This is a genomic window from Streptomyces sp. NPDC050388 (assembly GCF_040655635.1).
GTDB lineage: Bacteria > Actinomycetota > Actinomycetes > Streptomycetales > Streptomycetaceae > Streptomyces.
Window position 1 is genome coordinate 75,753 of the sequence record NZ_JBFAKH010000002.1, and the last position, 17,083, is coordinate 92,835.

14 protein-coding genes and 2 pseudogenes are annotated in these 17,083 nt (G+C 71.9%); 9 read left to right on the forward strand and 7 right to left on the reverse strand.

Annotated elements, in window-relative coordinates; genetic code table 11:
• Positions 1-20 precede the first annotated feature (20 nt).
• The 4 genes and pseudogenes from AB0I73_RS01810 to AB0I73_RS01825 all read left to right on the forward strand — a co-directional run.
• Positions 21-227: a hypothetical protein gene (locus AB0I73_RS01810; RefSeq protein WP_363032719.1), complete on the forward strand. Its 207-nt coding sequence runs from the start codon at positions 21-23 to the stop codon at positions 225-227.
• A gap of 50 nt (positions 228-277) precedes the next feature.
• On the forward strand, positions 278-442 hold the full coding sequence (locus AB0I73_RS01815; RefSeq protein ID WP_363032721.1) for a hypothetical protein: 165 nt from the start codon (positions 278-280) through the stop codon (positions 440-442).
• A pseudogene (locus AB0I73_RS01820) lies at positions 435-763 on the forward strand (hydrogenase maturation nickel metallochaperone HypA); the annotation flags it as partial. The gene AB0I73_RS01815 and the pseudogene AB0I73_RS01820, both read left to right, overlap by 8 nt.
• A gap of 154 nt (positions 764-917) precedes the next feature.
• Positions 918-1,238: pseudogene (locus tag AB0I73_RS01825) on the forward strand (RNA polymerase subunit sigma-24); the annotation flags it as partial.
• Positions 1,239-1,333: 95 nt separating this feature from the next.
• On the opposite strand, the gene AB0I73_RS01830 reads toward AB0I73_RS01825, so the two are convergent.
• On the reverse strand, positions 1,334-3,115 hold the full coding sequence (locus AB0I73_RS01830) for a thiamine pyrophosphate-binding protein (RefSeq protein WP_363032723.1): 1,782 nt from the start codon (positions 3,113-3,115) through the stop codon (positions 1,334-1,336).
• Between the two features lie 339 nt (positions 3,116-3,454).
• Between AB0I73_RS01830 and AB0I73_RS01835 the strand changes: the two genes are divergently transcribed.
• Genes AB0I73_RS01835 through nrfD form a run of 3 tightly spaced genes read left to right on the forward strand, consistent with a single transcriptional unit; the run spans position 3,455 to position 7,144 of the window.
• Complete coding sequence (locus AB0I73_RS01835) at positions 3,455-5,038, forward strand: cytochrome b N-terminal domain-containing protein (RefSeq protein WP_363032955.1); 1,584 nt, start codon at positions 3,455-3,457, stop codon at positions 5,036-5,038.
• A 16-nt stretch (positions 5,039-5,054) separates the two neighbouring features.
• Positions 5,055-6,098, forward strand: coding sequence for a 4Fe-4S dicluster domain-containing protein (locus AB0I73_RS01840; RefSeq protein ID WP_363032725.1), 1,044 nt, complete (start codon positions 5,055-5,057; stop codon positions 6,096-6,098).
• Positions 6,098-7,144: an NrfD/PsrC family molybdoenzyme membrane anchor subunit gene (gene nrfD / locus AB0I73_RS01845; RefSeq protein WP_363032727.1), complete on the forward strand. Its 1,047-nt coding sequence runs from the start codon at positions 6,098-6,100 to the stop codon at positions 7,142-7,144. Before AB0I73_RS01840 ends, nrfD begins: the two co-directional genes overlap by 1 nt.
• 1 nt (position 7,145) lies before the next feature.
• Here the strand turns inward: nrfD and AB0I73_RS01850 are convergent, their stop codons facing one another.
• From AB0I73_RS01850 to coxB, 5 genes are read right to left on the reverse strand one after another with little or no spacing between them, the layout of a single operon-like run.
• Positions 7,146-7,850, reverse strand: a complete 705-nt coding sequence (locus AB0I73_RS01850; protein WP_363032729.1) for a haloacid dehalogenase type II — start codon at positions 7,848-7,850, stop codon at positions 7,146-7,148.
• Positions 7,831-8,373 (reverse strand): hypothetical protein, encoded by a 543-nt coding sequence (locus AB0I73_RS01855; RefSeq protein WP_363032731.1) that lies wholly within the window; start codon positions 8,371-8,373, stop codon positions 7,831-7,833. Before AB0I73_RS01855 ends, AB0I73_RS01850 begins: the two co-directional genes overlap by 20 nt.
• A gap of 6 nt (positions 8,374-8,379) precedes the next feature.
• Positions 8,380-8,739 (reverse strand): hypothetical protein, encoded by a 360-nt coding sequence (locus AB0I73_RS01860; protein WP_363032733.1) that lies wholly within the window; start codon positions 8,737-8,739, stop codon positions 8,380-8,382.
• Positions 8,736-10,418: a cbb3-type cytochrome c oxidase subunit I gene (locus AB0I73_RS01865; RefSeq protein ID WP_363032735.1), complete on the reverse strand. Its 1,683-nt coding sequence runs from the start codon at positions 10,416-10,418 to the stop codon at positions 8,736-8,738. The genes AB0I73_RS01860 and AB0I73_RS01865 overlap by 4 nt, the downstream gene beginning before the upstream one ends.
• On the reverse strand, positions 10,415-11,062 hold the full coding sequence (gene coxB / locus AB0I73_RS01870; RefSeq protein WP_363032737.1) for a cytochrome c oxidase subunit II: 648 nt from the start codon (positions 11,060-11,062) through the stop codon (positions 10,415-10,417). Before coxB ends, AB0I73_RS01865 begins: the two co-directional genes overlap by 4 nt.
• Positions 11,063-11,512: 450 nt before the next feature.
• Between coxB and AB0I73_RS01875 the strand changes: the two genes are divergently transcribed.
• Positions 11,513-12,319: a hypothetical protein gene (locus tag AB0I73_RS01875; RefSeq protein WP_363032739.1), complete on the forward strand. Its 807-nt coding sequence runs from the start codon at positions 11,513-11,515 to the stop codon at positions 12,317-12,319.
• Between the two features lie 458 nt (positions 12,320-12,777).
• Entirely contained in the window at positions 12,778-16,038 is a 3,261-nt protein-coding gene (gene fdh, locus AB0I73_RS01880) for a formate dehydrogenase (protein WP_363032741.1), read from the forward strand.
• Between the two features lie 19 nt (positions 16,039-16,057).
• On the opposite strand, the gene selD is transcribed toward fdh, so the two are convergent.
• A complete protein-coding gene (gene selD / locus AB0I73_RS01885; RefSeq protein WP_363032743.1) occupies positions 16,058-17,083 on the reverse strand; it encodes a selenide, water dikinase SelD in 1,026 nt (341 codons plus the stop codon).

Consider the following 17,083-nt stretch of genomic DNA (forward strand, 5'->3'; position numbering starts at 1 on the left):
CCACGGGAAAGGAGCACGGCATGGGCACGATCAAGGTCGGCAAGTCCCAGGCGAAACCTGACACGCCCACTCACGTCAAAGGCCTCCACCAGGGAAACTGGGGCCCGCGTCACCGGCAGCCCGGGCACCACGAGGACGGCAAGGCCGATGCGCGCCGCTCCACCGGGATCCACTGGAAGCGGCACAACAGGGTCATGGACAGCATGCCGAGCATCTCCCCGGGCTGAGCCCGGTCGAAGGCCACGGCACGAGGAACACGAGCGAGCAGGGAGTGGTGATGAACGCCAAGCGGATTCTGATGGCGGAGGCGGTGGTACTCGGTGGAGCGGCCCTCGCGCTGCTGATCGTGGAGTTCCCGGGAATCGTGCGGGAGATCCGGCTGTGGCGCATGGCCGGCTTCCGCCCCGGCCCCGGCACCCCCTTCCGAACCGGGCGTGCATGAGCTGTCGATCGCGACCGCGATCGTGGAACGGGTCGGCGAAGCGGCGTGGTGCGGGCGGACGGGACGCGATCCGTCTCGGCGGTGATCGTACGGGTCGGTGAGCCGGCGGGCGTGGTGCCCGAGGCCCTCGACTTCGCCTTCGGGGTGGCCCGCGACGGCACCGCCCGCGCCACGTCCCGGCTCGTCGTCGAGCACGTACCCGCGCGCGTCCGGTGCGAACCGTGCGCCGAGGAGTTTCCGGTGGGCACGCCACCGTTCTTCCGGCGCCCGGACTGCGGGCGTCCCGCCCCGACGCCGCGCAGCGGCCGGGAACTCGAGATCGCCCTCGCTGATGCCACCGGTCTGATCGCGGCCCTTCACCGACAGGCTGCGCCCGCTGCGGCGAGGCACTGGCCATGCCCCAGACCGCATCGCGGTCGACGTCGCGGTGATGCCGCCGACGGCGACGAAGCCATCGCCGACCTGGCCCTGCTGCGCGCTCGAGAGCGGGGACCTGCGGGCCCTCCTCTACGTGCTCGCCCCGGAGGTCGTCCTGCTGAGCGACGGCGGCGGCATCAAGCAGGCCGCGGTGCGGCCGGTCGACGGGGCCGACGAGGTCGCCCGCTTCATGATCGGTGGCCTCGGCGGGAACCGGCTCCCGATCACCGCCGGACCCACCGTGGTCAACGGCGGCCCGGCCCTCGTCGTGCACCTGGACGGCGGGCTCGACGGCGTCCTGGCGGTCCGGGTCGAGGACGCCCGCATCACCGGTCTCTACTACGTCCGCAACCCGGAGGAACTGTCCCGCGTCGCATCCGCGCCCCCCTCACCCTGCGCTGAGCACCACCGGTCCCCGAGCTGCTCCCAGACCCTCCGGCCGTCGCCACCCGACGAGGTCCGCCTCCCCCGGTGTCAGGCCGAGCCGAGCGAGCCGCCCATCGACGTGGTGATCCGGCGCCGCCACGAGCCCTCGGCGGCGTGCCGGAGCGAGGGGCCCCGGCTTCCGCGTGCCCTGCCGTCCGGCTCCGCCCAGTCCGGCGGCGTGTCCCCGTCCACCATGAACTCCAGCAGCATCGGGCCCGCGGCAGCCAGTGCGTCCTCCCAGACGGAGACCACCTCGCCCGGGTGCGCGCAGCGGACAGCGGGCAGCCCGAGCAGTTCGGCGTACCGTGCGTACGACACCGCGGGCACCTCGCCGGTGGCCGGGATGCGGGGGTCTCCGGCCGCCTGCCGACGTTCCCAGGTCAGCCGGCTGAGGTCCCCGTTGTTGAGGACGCAGAAGATCGTCGGTGGCAGGGCGGCGAGCCGCTCCAGGTGTCGCCGCACGGTGATCAACTCGTTCATGCCACCCGCTTGCAGGGCTCCGTCGCCGATCAGGGCGATCACCGGGCGTTCGGGGAAGGCCAGACGGGCGGCCAGCGCGTAGGGAACGGCCGCTCCGGGCGTGCCCAGGTGCCTCGAGAGAGCAGCGCGCATTCCGCTGCGCAGTTCCAGGTGTCGGGTACACCAGTCCAGGGCCGTCCCCGAGTCGGTGATGACGACGGCGCGGTCCGGTAGCCGCGCGGACAGTTCGGCGACCACGGAGCGAGGGTTGACGGCCGTACCGAAGAAGCGGTGCGCTTTCGCACGCCCCTCCTCGCGCCATTCCCGCACCGCGTGCTCGACGGCGGCGCGCCAACGGCGGTCGTCCGTGCGGTGGAGCAGGGGGAGAAGGGCGTCCAGTGCCGTGGCGATGTCACCCGTCAGTCGCACGGTGGAGAACGCGTCGTCGTCCACGGGGCACGCGCCGGAATCCGCGTCGAGGGCGACGATGCGGAGCGATCCGGGCTCCGGCAGCAGTCCGGTGTCGAAGTCGTGGGCCCCGACGAGGAGCAGGGTGTCGCAGTCTCGGACCAGGGAGGCGGCGGGCGCGCTGCCGAGTGAGGCGGCCACGCCCGTGACGTGGAGCAGGTCGTCCGGAAGGACGTCGCGGCCCAGAGGAGTCCTGGCGACACCGGCGCCGAGCCGTTCGGCCACGTCCATCACCCGATCGGCCGCTTCCGCACCGTCCGGTCCGACGACCACGGCGACTCTGTGGCCGTCGTTCAGGCTGTCGGCCGCACGCCGGACATCCCGTTCGAGCGGCCGCAACGGCGGGTGGAGGTGAAGCGGCGACGAGATGGCCTCCTTGTCACCGTGCGGCTCCGGTGGCGCCTCGGCCTCGAGGACAGGACGGGACACGATCAGCGTGGCCACACCCCGGTCGCTCAGTGCGGCACGCAGGGCACGGTCCAGTGCGTCTTCCATCAGAACCGGGTCGGAGACCAGCTCCGAGTACTCCGACACCTGAGCGAAGAGGTGCGAGGCGCGGACGGCGCGCCGTCGGTCGCCGAGGCCCGGGGGCACCGGTTCCTGGCCGACCACGGCCACTACCGGCCGGCGGTCGAGCGCCGCGTCGTACAGGCCGCCGAGGAGGCGCAGTGCGCCGGGGCCGGAGGGGGCGAGGCAGCAGCCCACCCTTCCGGTGAGCTTGGCGTGGGCACATGCCATGAGGGCGGCCGACTCCTCGTTCCGCGCCTGGAGGAACTCAGGGGCCTGTGGTCCACCGGTCAGCACGGCGACCAAGGGGTCCACGTCCTGTCCGGGCGTGCCGAACACCCTGTCCGCGCCCCAGGCGTGCAGACGTGCCGCGATGAACTCGGAGACGCTGGTCACGCAGACCTCCCGCATCCTGAACCGGCTCTCGCCCGACCGGGTAGCCCGGGGCCGCGCCGACAAACCGCGGCGTGATCAAGCCGACCGGGCCTGGTCGGCAGCCGCATGCCGTGATTCCCCGTGCTCCACCCGCCGTTGCCACGGCGTCTCCTTCCTCCCGCTGCTTCCCCCCCGTTGCCGTTTCGGCCGCGCGTGCCGAGGGCACCCGTGCGAGGCTCGAGACGAACAGTGGCCTCGTACACAGCGGGCGGTGGGCAGAACCGGGCGGCAGGAGGACGAACACCCGTGACGGTGTCGCACGAGAGCCAGGCGGCCCGGCCCGCTGCGCGCGGGGAACGGATGGCTGCCGCGCTCGACAAGCGTCTGCCGGTCTCCGCCGCCGGCAAGGAGTTCCTGCGCAAGGCGTTTCCCGACCACTGGTCGTTCCTGCTCGGCGAAATCACCCTCTACAGCCTCCTCGTCCTCGTGGTCACGGGCGTCTTCCTGACCTTCTTCTTCCACCCCGGCATGACGGAACAGCCGTACACCGGTTCGTACGTGCCGCTGCAGGGCGTGATGACGTCGGAGGCGTACGTCTCGGTGCTGCACATCAGCTTCGACGTGCGCGGCGGTCTGCTGGTCCGGCAGGTCCACCACTGGGGCGCGCTGGTGTTCGTCGCCGCGATCGGCGTGCACCTGTTGCGGATCTTCTTCACCGGCGCCTTCCGGCGCCCCCGGGAAGTGAACTGGACGATCGGGGTGACGCTGTTCCTGCTGGCCCTGCTGGAGGGCTTCTGCGGCTACTCGCTGCCCGACGACCTGCTCTCGGGCACGGGTCTGCGCACCACTCAGGGAATCATGCTCTCGATCCCGATCGTCGGCACGTACCTGACGTTCTTCGTCTTCGGCGGCGAGTTCCCCGGACACGACATCATCCCGCGCCTGTACGTGGCCCACATCCTGCTGCTGCCCGGGCTGCTGCTGGCACTCGTCGTGGTCCACCTGGCGTTCGTCATCTACCACAAGCACACCCAGTGGGCCCTGCCCGGCCGGACCAACCGCAACGTGGTCGGCAAGCCGTTCTTCCTGCAGTACACGGCCAAGTCCGTCGGCCTGCTCTTCGCCGTCGCGGGCGTCCTCACCCTGATGTCCGCCCTGATGCAGATCAACCCGGTATGGGAATTCGGTCCCTATCGCCCCGACCACGTCTCCATCGACGCCCAGCCCGACTGGTACGTGGGCTTCCTGGAGGGTGCCCTGCGCCTGATGCCCGGCGTGGAGACGGACGTCGCAGGACACACCGTCGTCTGGAACGTCCTCTTGCCGGGCGTGGTGCTACCCACGGCGTTGTTCCTCGTCCTCTACGGCTATCCGTACTTCGAGCGGTGGGTCACCGGTCCCCTGCCCGAGCAGCACCTGTGCGACCGTCCGCGCAACCAGCCCACCCGCACCGCGCTCGGCGCCGCCGCGGTGTCGGCGTACGCCGTGCTGCTCATGGCGGGCGGGCAGGACGTCTTCGTCCGCGTCTTCGGCATCCGCCTGGAAGTGCTGACGTACTCCTTCCGCACCGCCCTGTTCGTGGTGCCCTTCGTCGCCTATCACGCCACGAAACGGGCGTGCCTGGGGTTGCAGGCGGCCGACCGGCGACGCCTGCTGGAGGGACGTGCGGCCACCGAAGTACGGCGAACCGCGGAGGGCGGGTACCAGGGGGCGAAAACGCTGCTGCCCGCGGCCGAGGTGTACCGCATCCTCGTGCGCGACGAGCCACGGCCACGAACCCACGGCACGGAGGCGTGGCGCTGGTTCCACAAGCACCGCATCCGCAACGCGCTGAGCCGGTGGTACTTCGGCAAGCGGGTCGAGTTGCCCGTCACCGAGGGGCAGCGGCAGCGCATCGAGGCGGTACGGGCCGCACCGGGGGCGGAGGAGGCCGACGGCACATGAACGAGGAGGTCGGGACATGACGGACGACACCGCCGCGCGGGCGGCGGGAACGAACGAGGACGCGGCGCGGGACAACCTGCTCTTCGGTCCGCAGCCCGACGTGGCGCGAGCCGCCGGGTACCCGGACACCCCGCCGCGCATGGGCTTCTTCACGGACACCTCGGTGTGCATCGGGTGCAAGGCGTGCGAGGTGGCCTGCAAGGAGTGGAACGCGATCCCGGAGGACGGCCTGGAACTGACCGGCATGTCCTACGACAACACCCAGGGGCTGGGTGCCAGTACCTGGCGGCACGTGGCCTTCATCGAGCAGCGCAAGCCGCTGGGCGGTCAGGAGCCCGGCGTCGGCCACGAGGGCGTCGACGTCTTCGCCGCGGCCCGGGGGCTCGGCACCTCGCCGGACTCCCCCGGCCCGGGCGCGACCGCCCCGGCGCCGGGCGCCGCCCCCGCGGGCGCCCCGGCCGGGGAGATCTCCCCCCTCGCCCCCGACGGGCGCACCGAGTTGCGCTGGCTGATGTCCTCCGACGTGTGCAAGCACTGCACACACGCCGCATGCCTGGACGTGTGCCCCACCGGGTCCCTCTTCCGGACCGAGTTCGGCACGGTCGTGGTGCAGGAGGACGTCTGCAACGGTTGCGGCTACTGCGTGCCGGCCTGCCCGTACGGCGTCATCGACCAGCGCCCGGACGACGGACGCGCCTGGAAGTGCACCCTGTGCTACGACCGGCTCGGCGTCGGCATGGAACCGGCCTGCGCCAAGGCCTGCCCCACCGACTCCATCCAGTTCGGCCCGCTGGACGAACTGCGCGAGCGGGCGTCCGCCCGGGTCGCCCGGTTGCACGCGGCCGGTGTCACCGATGCCCGCCTGTACGGCGAGGACCCGGAGGACGGCGTGGGCGGCGACGGCGCGTTCTTCCTGCTGTTGGACGAGCCGGAAGTCTACGGGCTGCCGCCCGACCCGGTCGTCACCACCCGCGACCTGCCCGCCATGTGGCGGCACGCGGCGGCGGCCGCCGCCTCGCTCGCCGCGCTGGCCGCCGTCAGCTTCACCAGGAGGCCGTGATGACCGGATCCGACGTCACCCGCGACGGGGTGGAGGGTGCTCGCCCCGGACGCGACGCCCCCGTCGGCGCCCACGCCGGGCGCCGACGGCGTCGCGGACGCGGCGAGCAGACCATGGTGCCCGACGCCGAGTTCTCCTCGTACTACGGCAAACCGGTCCTCAACAAACCGACGTGGAAGCCGCTGGACATCGCGGGCTACCTCTACCTCGGCGGCCTCGCCGGCGCCTCGTCGCTGCTGGCCGCCGGAGCGGACGCCACCGCCCGGCCGGCACTGGCCCGCACGGCGAAGCTCGGGGCGGCGGGCGCCATCTCCCTCTCGCTGGCCGCGCTGGTGCACGACCTGGGCCGGCCCGCCCGTTTCATCAACATGCTCCGCGTCGTCAAACCCACCTCCCCGATGAACCTGGGCTCGTGGCTGCTGGCGGGCTACGCACCGCTCACGATGGCCGCCGCAGCCGCCGACGTCACGGGCCGGTACCGCATGGCGGGCGCCACCGCCACGGCGTCCGCCGCCGCCCTCGGCCCGGCGGTGGCGACGTACACCGCGGTGCTGATCTCCGACACCGCCGTGCCGTCGTGGCACGAGGGCCACCGCGAACTGCCCTTCGTCTTCGCCGGCTCCGCCGCCACCGCGGCGGCCGGGCTCGCTCTGGCCTGCGTACCGGCCGGGCAGACCGGCCCCGCGCGCCGCATGGCCCTCCTCGGCGCCGCACTCGAACTGGGCTCCTTCCGGCTGATGAAGCAACGCATGGGGCTGGCGGCCGAACCCTACGGGGAAGGCAAGCCACACAAACTGCTGCGTGCCGCGGAGGTGCTCACGGCCGGGGGCGCCACGCTGGCGGCGTACGCGGGCGGGCGCAGCCGAGTCCTTGCCGCTGTCGCGGGCACAGCCCTGCTGGCCGGCTCCGCGGCCCTGCGGTTCGGCGTGTTCCACGCCGGGGTGGCCTCGGCCGAAGACCCCAAGTACACGGTCGTGCCGCAGCGGGAACGGCTTCGGGCACGATCGCGGTCCGAAGGGCTCGACGGCGACGGCCCCGAGTCCTGACTCAGCCCGCTGCCGCGCCGAGCCGACGGGCCAAGTCCGTCATCCCCGTCGCCTGCCGGTCGGCGGGCAGCCGTGCGGACGGATACGGAACCGGCGTACGCCGCAACCAGGCGGTGGTGAGGCCGACGCGCGCGGCGCCGTCGATGTCCCAGGGGTGGACCGAGACCAGCGCCGCCGCCCCGGCCGATACGCCGACGGCGTGCAGTGCGTGCGCGTAGGCGGCCGGTGCGGGCTTCCAGCGTCCGCCGGCTCCCTGGACGTCGAGGTGGGTTTCGAAGCAGTCCGCCAGCCCGGCCCGCTCCATCACCGAACGGGTGGTGTCCGCCGAACCGTTGGTCAGCGTGACCAGGCGGTGTCCGGCCATGTGCAGGGCCCGTACGCCCTCGGGGACGTCCGCGTGCACGGGAAGTCCCGGCAGGGCGCCCAGAACGTGTTCCACGGCCGCCTCGGGGTCCGGCCCGCCGGGCCGTTCGTCGGCCAGCAGGATGAGCAGGGCGTCCCGGGCCACGGCGGCGAAGGTGGCCCGGCCACCCGCCAGGGTGAGGGCGACGCCGTCGCGCAGGACACCGGCGAACCAGGTCGGCAGCAGGTGACCCGGCAGACCGACGTCCTCCAAGCGGCCTGCGAGCGGGGACATGTCGGTGAGCGTTTCGTTCACGTCGATGACGAGGACGGCCGGGCGCGGTTCACCGGACAGGGGGTTCACCGCCCCCCGTGGCCGGTGCCAAGGCGTCCGTCGCCGAGGCCAGCCTCTCCTCCCGCTTCGCCCAGGACCAGGTGACGCCGGCGGCGGCGACGGCCAGGGGCAGCATGCCGACGATCATGGCGATGCCCTCCGTCGAGTGTCCCGCGGCGATGACGCCGAGGGCGGGCAGGTCGAGCAGCGGCGCGGCCAGGAACAGGTACAGGCACCGGCCGGGGTCGCTGAGGCGGTGCCGGGTCCGGGCCACGACCGGCACCCAGAACAGCACGGCCCCGGCGAGCAGCACCGGCTCCGTCACCAGCGGCCCGGCAGCGGGCATCAGGCCCACCAGGTCGCCGAGCATCGCCCAGGCGTGCAGCAGGACCAGCAGCGGCAGGGCGAGGCCCGGGGGCACGCTGATCCGCTCCCACAGCGGGGCCCGGCGCGCGAACCACACCGCCCCCGGCACCACCGCGGCCAGGACCAGGCCCGACCAGGCCATCGCCGCCACGGACGACAGCTGACTCAGGTGCACCGGATGGTCCATCCCGTCTCACTCCTCCCTGGGCGCCGTGCCGCGCACGGCCATCGCGACCGCCACGCCCAGCAGCGGGACGGCCAGGGCCAGCAGCCACAAGCCGTAGACGAACGCCAGCGCGACGAGCAGGAAGCCGAACGCGGCGGGCAGCGCCGCACCGGCACCGCGGTCCGGCACCCGGTAGCGCACCTGCTGGTCGGGGCCGGACCGCGAGGAGAGGAACACGAGCACGGCGGCCAGCCCCAGCAGCAGTCCGACGCTGCCCCAGAGCCAGAAGACCAGGGAGCTCTCGCCGTAGATCCCGAGCACGGCCAGCAGCACCCCGTTGAGCCCGGCCCAGCCGGCGACCACGAGGACGGAGAGGTGCCGCTTCACGCCCCGCCCCCCTCCGCCGACGTGGGTTCCCTCCGGCCCTCACGCTGCCGCAGGTCCAGCAGCGGGGCGAAACTCGTCACGGGCGGCACCGGGTGCTCGGGAGTGAAGTTGTACCGGGGCGGCGGGGAGGAGGTGGCCCACTCCAGCGAGTGCCCCTCCCACGGGTCGTCCGGCGCCGGTTCGGCACGGCCGTGTGCGCGTTGGCGCAGGGTCCACAGGACGTTCACGACGAACGCGGTCATGCCCGCGGCGAGGAAGGCGGCCCCGATGCTGGACAGCAGGTTCAGCAGGCCGAATCCGTCGAAGTCCGCGTAGGTCGCCACGCGGCGCGGCATGCCCTCGTAGCCGAGGCCGAACATGGGCAGGAAGGTCAGGTTGGTGCCGATCACCAGCAACCAGAAGTGCAGTCGGCCGCCCCGCTCGCTCATCATCACGCCGGTCACCTTCGGGAACCAGAAGTAGATCGCGGCGAACAGGCCGAAAACGCTGCCGGCGAACAGCACGTAGTGCAGGTGGGCCACCACGAAGTAACTGTCGTGGACGTGGTAGTCGATCACCGGGGTGCCGACCATGATGCCGGTGAGCCCGCCGACGAGGAACTGCGGGATGAAGGCCAGGGCGAACAGCATCGGCGTCCGCAGCCGCAGCCGTCCGCCGATGATGGTTCCCAGCAGGCCGAAGTACTCCACGCCCGCGGGCACGAGCAGCAGGATGGAGGTCAGCGAGTAGTAGTCGTTGGTCGCCTGACCGGTGGCGAACATGTGGTGGCCCCACACGCTCATCGACAGCGCGGCGAACACCAGCAGCGACAGGACGGTGCCCGTGTAACCGAAGAAGCGGCGTCCGGAGAAGACGGCCAGTACCTCCGCCACCGCGGCCAGGAACGGGAAGAACATCACGTACACCACGGGATGGCCGTAGAACCAGAACAGGTGCTGGTAGCCGATGTTCCACACGTTGGAGTCGAAGACGGACGGGTCGGCACGCCCGACCGCGAGGAGGGTGAGGGCGGCCAGCAGCGCGGGGAAGGCGCCGATCACCATCAGGCAGGTGACGACCATCGACCAGGAGAACACCGGCAGGCGCAGCATGGTCATGCCGTGCGTGCGTTTGCGCAGCACCGTCCAGAGCACCGCCCAGCCCATGATGATGGTCCCGGAGGTCGTGAGGAAGACCCCGGCGATCCACAGGTCCGATCCCATGCCGGGCGAGTGGACGCTGTCCGCCATGGGTGGATAGGAGAACCAGCCGTCGGCGTGCGCGCCCTGCGGGGTGGCGAAGCCCGCCAGCATGACCACCGCTCCGAAGACGTAGAGCCAGTAGCCCAGCAGCGTGAGGCGTGGCATGGCGATGGCGGGAGCACCGATCTGCAGCGGTACCAGGTACACGCCCATCCCGATCGCGAACGGGGTGATCACCATGTAGATCATGCCGGAGCCGTGGATGGTGAACAGCTGGTTGTAGGTGTGCGCGTCCACCAGCTGCTGTTCGGGTCGGGCGAGCTGGGAGCGCATGATCAGCGCGATGATGCCCACGAGCACGAACAGCACCAGGGAGGTGGCGATGGTCAGCAGACCGATGCGCTTGTGGTCGGTACTGGTCACCCATCCCAGCCAGCTGCTCGGCGGAACGGGCCGTCCGGCGCTCTTCTCCTCGCTGGCGGGGGGCGCGGACGTCACGCCGGCACGCCCTGCCCGCTGCCGCCCTGCAACCACCGGTCGTACTCCTCGGGCGACACGGCTTTGATCCAGAAGTGCATCGTGTAATGCCGCTGCCCGCAGAACTCCGCGCACTTGCCCATCCAGCGGCCTGCCCGGTCCAGCGTGAGGGTGAAGGTGTTCACGTGGTCGGGGAAGGCGTCCATCTTGTACCGCAGTTCCGGGACCCACAGCGAGTGGATGACGTCGCGTGAGGTCAGCCGCAGCTGCACGGGGCGGCCGGTCGGCACCACCAGGGTCGGCAGGTCGTCGCCCCGGCAGGTGCCGGAGACACTACGTCGCTCGGCGGCCTGGGGGTACGCGAAGGTCCAGCACCACTGGAAGCCGGAGACGTCGACACGCACGGGCGGGCGGGCTGCGACCTGGTGCTCGCGATGGTTCTGCCACGCCGTCCACACCACCAGGAACACCGCGAAGACGCTCAGGACGCCGACGTAGTAAGCCTCCAGGCGCGGACGTTCCGCTCGCCGGGAGGGGGTCACCTGCCGCGCGGCACGTCGCCTGATCAGGGCGTAACCGAGCACCGCCAGCACGGTCACGAACACCACGCCCGCGACGATCGACTCCAGCGCGAAGACTTCGCCGAAGATGTGACGTTGTTTCACCGCGCCGCCTTCCCGCCTTGTCAGCGGTGTTCGGTCGAGGGCGGCGGTCCACGTGTGACCGTCCTGCCGGCACAGGGAGACCCCCGACATTCACCCCATCAGTCCCGTCTCACGTTGAGGTAGAACCAGGCGGACATTACGGTCGTGCTGGATGTTTCGCGCGCAGACACACCGCAGGGCGGGGTGCCCCGAAGCCGTCGGTCCACACTCGCCCCGCGAAATCCGCCGGCCGGGCGACTGTGCACCGCCGACCCACCCGGCCCGGTGGGCCCGTACAGGAAAGGCAAGCACCCATGGCTCGCTGGTCCGAGGGGAGAGCCGTCCTGCACCGACGGCACATGTCGAGTGCGTGCGCCTTGCTCCTCGTCGGGGCGCCGCTCACCGCCGGTGACGCATGCGCCGGACCACGGACCGAGGTGGCCGGCCCGTGCGGCCGAGGACACCGGATCGGTGTGTCCGGTCCGCGTCGCGGCCACGGGCGGACGGCTGCGGGGCGAGTCCGTTCCGACGGAGCAGTCAGCGACGGACAAGGCCCGAACGGCCGAGCTGGTCGCCTCGGCACACCTGCTGCCCGAAGAAGCCGTCGAGCAGGTGAAGCGGCCGGACTTCGGCAAGGTGCGCGAGGTCGGACCGAAGGAGGACCGCGGCGGACGAACGGTCTGGTCCATCACCATCGCCGTCGTCGAGCCGGTCCGGACGTGCTTCCACGAGGTGGATGCCCGGACCTCCGAGGTGGTCGGCACCCGGCCGCGGCATCCCGGTCCGCCCGCCCCTCTCGCACTGGCGTCCTTCTCTCCGCAGGCTTCCGCCCGGAGCACGGGAACACTCGCGTCACCGCCCTCAGGAGGCCCGATGAGGAAGCGCAGGAAGCGCACAAGGCACGCCGAAGCCTCGCCCCTCGAACTGTGCGACCTGTGCGCCGCGGTCTTTCCGGCTGAGGAAGCCGTGCACGGGCACGCGCCGGACTCCTCCTCCGTGCACGCGACCTGTGACTGGCTCGACGGCCTCCGCCGCATCACCGCATGCGGTGAGGACCACCTCCGGGATCTCCGGGAGGAGTACCGGCGACGCCCGTTCGTGGAGGAAGAGCTCTGGGCCGCGAAGATCCACCAGGCCCTGACCACCGGCCCGCCGACTCTCACCCTCCTGCAGCTCGCCTGCCGCACCGGTCTGCACGAGCCGGAGATCCGGCGCGCCGTCGCATGGCACAACGACCGGCGCGGACAGGCGGAGGAAGAAGCACCGGAGAGTCCTTGACGGGCGCGCGGCGGGACGCGCCCGTCCGACGGCGACGGCGTCCTCACCACCGGGGGCAGCACCGTCCCGGCACGCCCCAGGCATCCACTCAGCAGCAGGCGAACCCGCCGGAGGACGATCCGACCGGCACACAGGCCGTGCGCGAGTGGCTGAGAAGCCGGGTCGGCCGTGCTGCCCGGATGCACCGGACCGCGCAGGCGCGGAACACCTGACGGGCTGGACCCCGTCCTGCGGCTGCACGGGCCCGTCGGACACCTCGTGGCACAACCGCACGCACACGGTGTCCGAGGATGCCGTGTCCGCGCGACTGCAGGAGAATGTGCCGCAAGGAGGAGAGAGCACCAGGCCGCCAGGTCGTTCGGCGGAAGACGCTTTGTCCCGTCCACGCGTCGATCCGACTGAACGGAGGAGAACCGGGCACCCGCAACGGCACCGAGCACCACGGAAAGGCAGGCGTGATGGGCGTACGCACCTGGATCGACTCCTGGCCGGTCTACCGCCAGCTGAAGGGCACCGACCCCCTGGGCCGCGGCGCCGCCGCCAAGAGCGGACCCAGCGCGCGGCTCACGCCCCGGGTCGCCTCCGCGGACCGGGTCGTGAAGTCGATCTGCCCGTACTGCGCCGTCGGCTGCGGTCAGAACGTCTACGTCGAGGACGAGCACGTCACCCAGATCGAGGGCGACCCCGACTCTCCCATCTCCCGCGGCCGGCTGTGCCCGAAGGGCGCCGCCAGCCTGCAGCTGACCACCGGCGGCGCGCGCGAGCACCAGGTGCTGTACCGCCGCCCGCACGGAACGCGGTGGGAGCGCCTGGACCTCGACACGGCGATGGACATGATCGCCGACCGGGTGATCGAGGCCCGCCGGGCGGGCTGGCAGTGGGAGGTCGACGAGACGCGCACCCGGCGCACCCTCGGCATCGCCAGCCTGGGCGGGGCTACGCTGGACAACGAGGAGAACTACCTGATCAAGAAGCTGTTCACCGCCCTGGGGGCGGTGCAGATCGAGAACCAGGCGCGTATTTGACACTCCTCCACCGTTCCCAGTCTGGGAACCTCGTTCGGCCGCGGCGGCGCGACCACCTTCCAGCAGGACCTGCAGCACTCCGACTGCATCGTCATCCAGGGCTCGAACATGGCCGAGTGCCATCCGGTCGGATTCCAGTGGGTGATGGAGGCCAAGGCCCGCGGGGCGAAGGTGATCCATGTCGACCCGCGGTTCACCCGCACCAGCGCGCTGGCCGACGTGCACGTGCCGCTGCGGGCCGGCTCGGACATCGTCTTCCTCGGCGGCATCATCAACCACGTGCTGCAGCACGACAAGTACTTCCGCGACTACGTGGTGGCCTACACCAACGGGCCCGACATCCTGCGGGAGGACTTCCGCGACACCGAGGACCTCGACGGCGTCTTCTCCGGCCTCGACCCCGACAGCCGCAGCTACGACAACAGCAGCTGGCAGTATGCGGGGAGGGAGGTCCAGGCAGCGTCGGGCCAGCGCGACCAGTGGTACGAGAAGCGCACCCACGAGGACAGCACGGTGGCGGAGGCGGCACGCGGCGAGGCCCACGGCTCCGGCGGCGCCGCGATCCCCGGGGGCGAGCCCGAGCGGGACGAGACGCTGACCCACCCCCGCTGCGTCTTCCAGGTGCTCAAGCGGCACTACGCGCGCTACACCCCGGAGATGGTGGAGGAGATCTGCGGCGTGCCGCAGGAGAACTTCCACCAGGTGTGCGACCTGGTCACCGAGAACTCCGGGCGGGAGCGCACCACCGCCTTCGCCTACGCGGTCGGCTGGACCCAGCACACCGTCGGCGTCCAGTACATCCGCGCGGCGGCCGTGCTGCAGTCCCTGCTCGGCAACATCGGCCGGCCCGGCGGCGGCATCCTCGCCCTGCGCGGACACGCCTCCATCCAGGGGTCGACGGACATCCCCACGCTGTTCAACCTGCTGCCCGGCTACATCCCCATGCCGCACGCGCACGCGCAGCAGGATCTGGACACCTTCGTCCGGGCCGACGCGGCGCGCAAGGGCTACTGGGGCAACATGCGCGCCTACCTGGTGAGCCTGCTCAAGGCGTACTGGGGCGAAGCCGCCACCGAGGACAACGACTTCTGCTTCGACTACCTGCCGCGGCTGACCGGCTCCCACTCCACCTACGAAACGATCATGGCCCAGCTGGAGGGCACCTGCAGGGGCTACTTCCTCATGGGCGAGAACCCCGCGGTCGGCTCCGCCAACGCCAAGATGCAACGCCTGGGCATGGCCAACCTGGACTGGCTCGTCGTGCGGGACTTCTCCCTCATCGAGTCGGCCACCTGGTGGAAGGACGGCCCGGAGATCGAGACGGGTGAGCTGCGCACCGAGGACATCGGCACCGAGGTGTTCTTCCTGCCGGCCGCCGCGCACACCGAGAAGGACGGCAGCTTCACCAACACCCAGCGCCTGCTGCAGTGGCACCACCAGGCCGTCGAGCCCCCCGGCCAGGCCCGCAGCGACCTGTGGTTCACCTTCCACCTCGGACGGATCATCCGCGAGAAGCTCGCCGCGTCCACCGACCCGATGGACCGGCCGCTGCTCGACCTGACCTGGGACTACCCCACCAAGGGCGAACACGCCGAGCCCGAGGCGGAGGCCGTGCTCGCCGAGATCAACGGCTACGACGCCGAGGGCAACCCCCTGGCCTCGTACGAGCAGCTCGACGACGACGGCTCCACCGCGTGCGGCTGCTGGATCTACTGCGGGGTGTACGCCGACGGCGTCAACCAGGCCGCGCGCCGCAAACCGGGCAAGGAGCAGAACTGGGTCGCGGGCGAGTGGGGATGGGCCTGGCCGGCCAACCGCCGCGTCCTGTACAACCGCGCCTCGGCCGACCCGGAGGGCAGGCCGTGGAGCGAACGCAAGGCGCTGGTGTGGTGGGACGCGGACAAGGGATCGTGGTCCGGTCACGACATCCCGGACTTCAAGGCCGACAAGTCCCCCGACCACGAGCCGCCGCCGGACGCGACCGGGCCCGAGGCGCTGTCGGGCACCGACGCGTTCATCATGCAGGCCGACGGCAAGGCGTGGCTGTACGTGCCGTCCGGCCTCACCGACGGCCCGCTGCCGACGCACTACGAGCCGCAGGACTCGCCGTTCCCGAACCTGCTGTACCGGCAGCAGCGCAACCCGGTGCGGCATCTGCCGCCGCCGCACCCCGACAACCGCTACCAGCCCAGCGGCCGGGAGCCCGGCTCCGAGGTGTTCCCGTACGTGGCCACCACCTACCGGCTCACCGAGCACCACACGGCGGGCGGCATGTCCCGCTGGCAGCCCTATCTGGCCGAGCTGCAGCCGGAGTTCTTCTGCGAGGTGTCACCGGAACTCGCCGCCGAGCGCGGCCTGGAGCACACCGGCTGGGCGACCATCGTCAGCGCCCGCGGCGTGATCGAGGCGCGGGTGCTCGTCACCGACCGCATGGCACCCCTCACCGTGCAGGGCCGCCGTCTGCACCAGGTGGGACTGCCCTACCACTGGGGCCCGAACGGCTACACCACGGGCGACGCGGCCAACGAACTGCTCCACCTGTCCCTCGACCCCAACACCCACATCCAGGAGGCCAAGGCGTTCGCCGTCGACATCCGCGCGGGGCGCCGTCCCAGGGGCCCGGCCGCCGTGGAGCTGGTGCGGGCCTACCGGGCACGGGCCGGCATCGACGAGCACACCGGCACCGAGCCCTGAGCATCGCGTGTCGAGGGGCTCACCTCAGTACGACGGAGTGCGCACCCTTCGGGACGAGCTCCCCGATGACGGGGGCGCCCGGCACCTCCCCGGCCACCAGCAGCCCGCCCGAGGTCTGGGCGTCGGCCAGGAGCAGGCGGGTGTCGGCGTCCGCCGTCCCGAAGTCGGTGAACGGCGCCACCCACTCCAGGTTCCGCCGGGTGCCGCCGCTGACGTAGCCCTCCCGCACCGCCTCGCGGGCCCCTTCGAGGTAGGGCACGGCGGCGGTGTCGATCACGGCGGTCACCTCCGAGGCGCGGGCGAGCTTGTGCAGGTGGCCGAGGAGGCCGAAGCCGGTGACGTCGGTGGCGCACCTCGCCCCGGCGGCCAGGGCGGCGGCCGAGGCGTCCCGGTTGAGCGTCACCATCGTGGCCACCGCCTGCTCGAACCGCTCGCCGGTGGCCTTGTGGCGGTTGTTCAGCACCCCCACCCCGAGGGGCTTGGTGAGTGACAGCGGCACACCCGGTCGGCCGGTGTCGTTGCGCAGCAGCCGGGCCGGGTCCGCCAGGCCGGTGACGGCCATGCCGTACTTGGGCTCCGGGTCGTCCACGCTGTGTCCGCCCCCCACGTGGCAGCCCGCCTCGGCCGCGACGTCCAGCCCGCCGCGCAGCACCTCGCGCGCCAGCTCGAAGGGCAGGACGTCCCGCGGCCAGGCCAGGAGGTTGACGGCGAGGACGGGGCGCCCGCCCATCGCGTACACGTCGGACAGGGCGTTGGCGGCGGCGATGCGGCCCCAGTCGTAGGCGTCGTCCACGACGGGGGTGAAGAAGTCCGCGGTGGAGACCACGGCCCGGCCCGCGGCCCCGTCCTGCGCGGGCAGGCCGACCACGGCCGCGTCGTCACCGGTGGCCAGCCCGACCAGGAGCGGCGTGTCGCCGGAGGGCGGCACCGGCCGGGCGAGGTCGCCGAGGACGTCCTCCAGCTCGCCGGGCGGGATCTTGCAGGCGCAGCCGCCGCCGTGGGCGAACTGCGTGAGACGTACCGGGGTTTCACGTGTCGTGGTCAT

What these genes read in the sequence shown, in the direction of transcription:
- AB0I73_RS01810 (WP_363032719.1), top strand. Translation starts at nt 21, where the DNA reads ATGGGCACGATCAAGGTCGGCAAGTCCCAGGCGAAACCTGACACGCCC.
- AB0I73_RS01815 (WP_363032721.1), top strand. Translation starts at nt 278, where the DNA reads ATGAACGCCAAGCGGATTCTGATGGCGGAGGCGGTGGTACTCGGTGGA.
- AB0I73_RS01835 (WP_363032955.1), top strand. Translation starts at nt 3,455, where the DNA reads ATGGCTGCCGCGCTCGACAAGCGTCTGCCGGTCTCCGCCGCCGGCAAG.
- AB0I73_RS01840 (WP_363032725.1), top strand. Translation starts at nt 5,055, where the DNA reads ATGACGGACGACACCGCCGCGCGGGCGGCGGGAACGAACGAGGACGCG.
- nrfD (WP_363032727.1), top strand. Translation starts at nt 6,098, where the DNA reads ATGACCGGATCCGACGTCACCCGCGACGGGGTGGAGGGTGCTCGCCCC.
- AB0I73_RS01855 (WP_363032731.1), bottom strand. Translation starts at nt 8,373, where the DNA reads ATGGACCATCCGGTGCACCTGAGTCAGCTGTCGTCCGTGGCGGCGATG.
- selD (WP_363032743.1), bottom strand. Translation starts at nt 17,083, where the DNA reads ATGACCACGACACGTGAAACCCCGGTACGTCTCACGCAGTTCGCCCAC.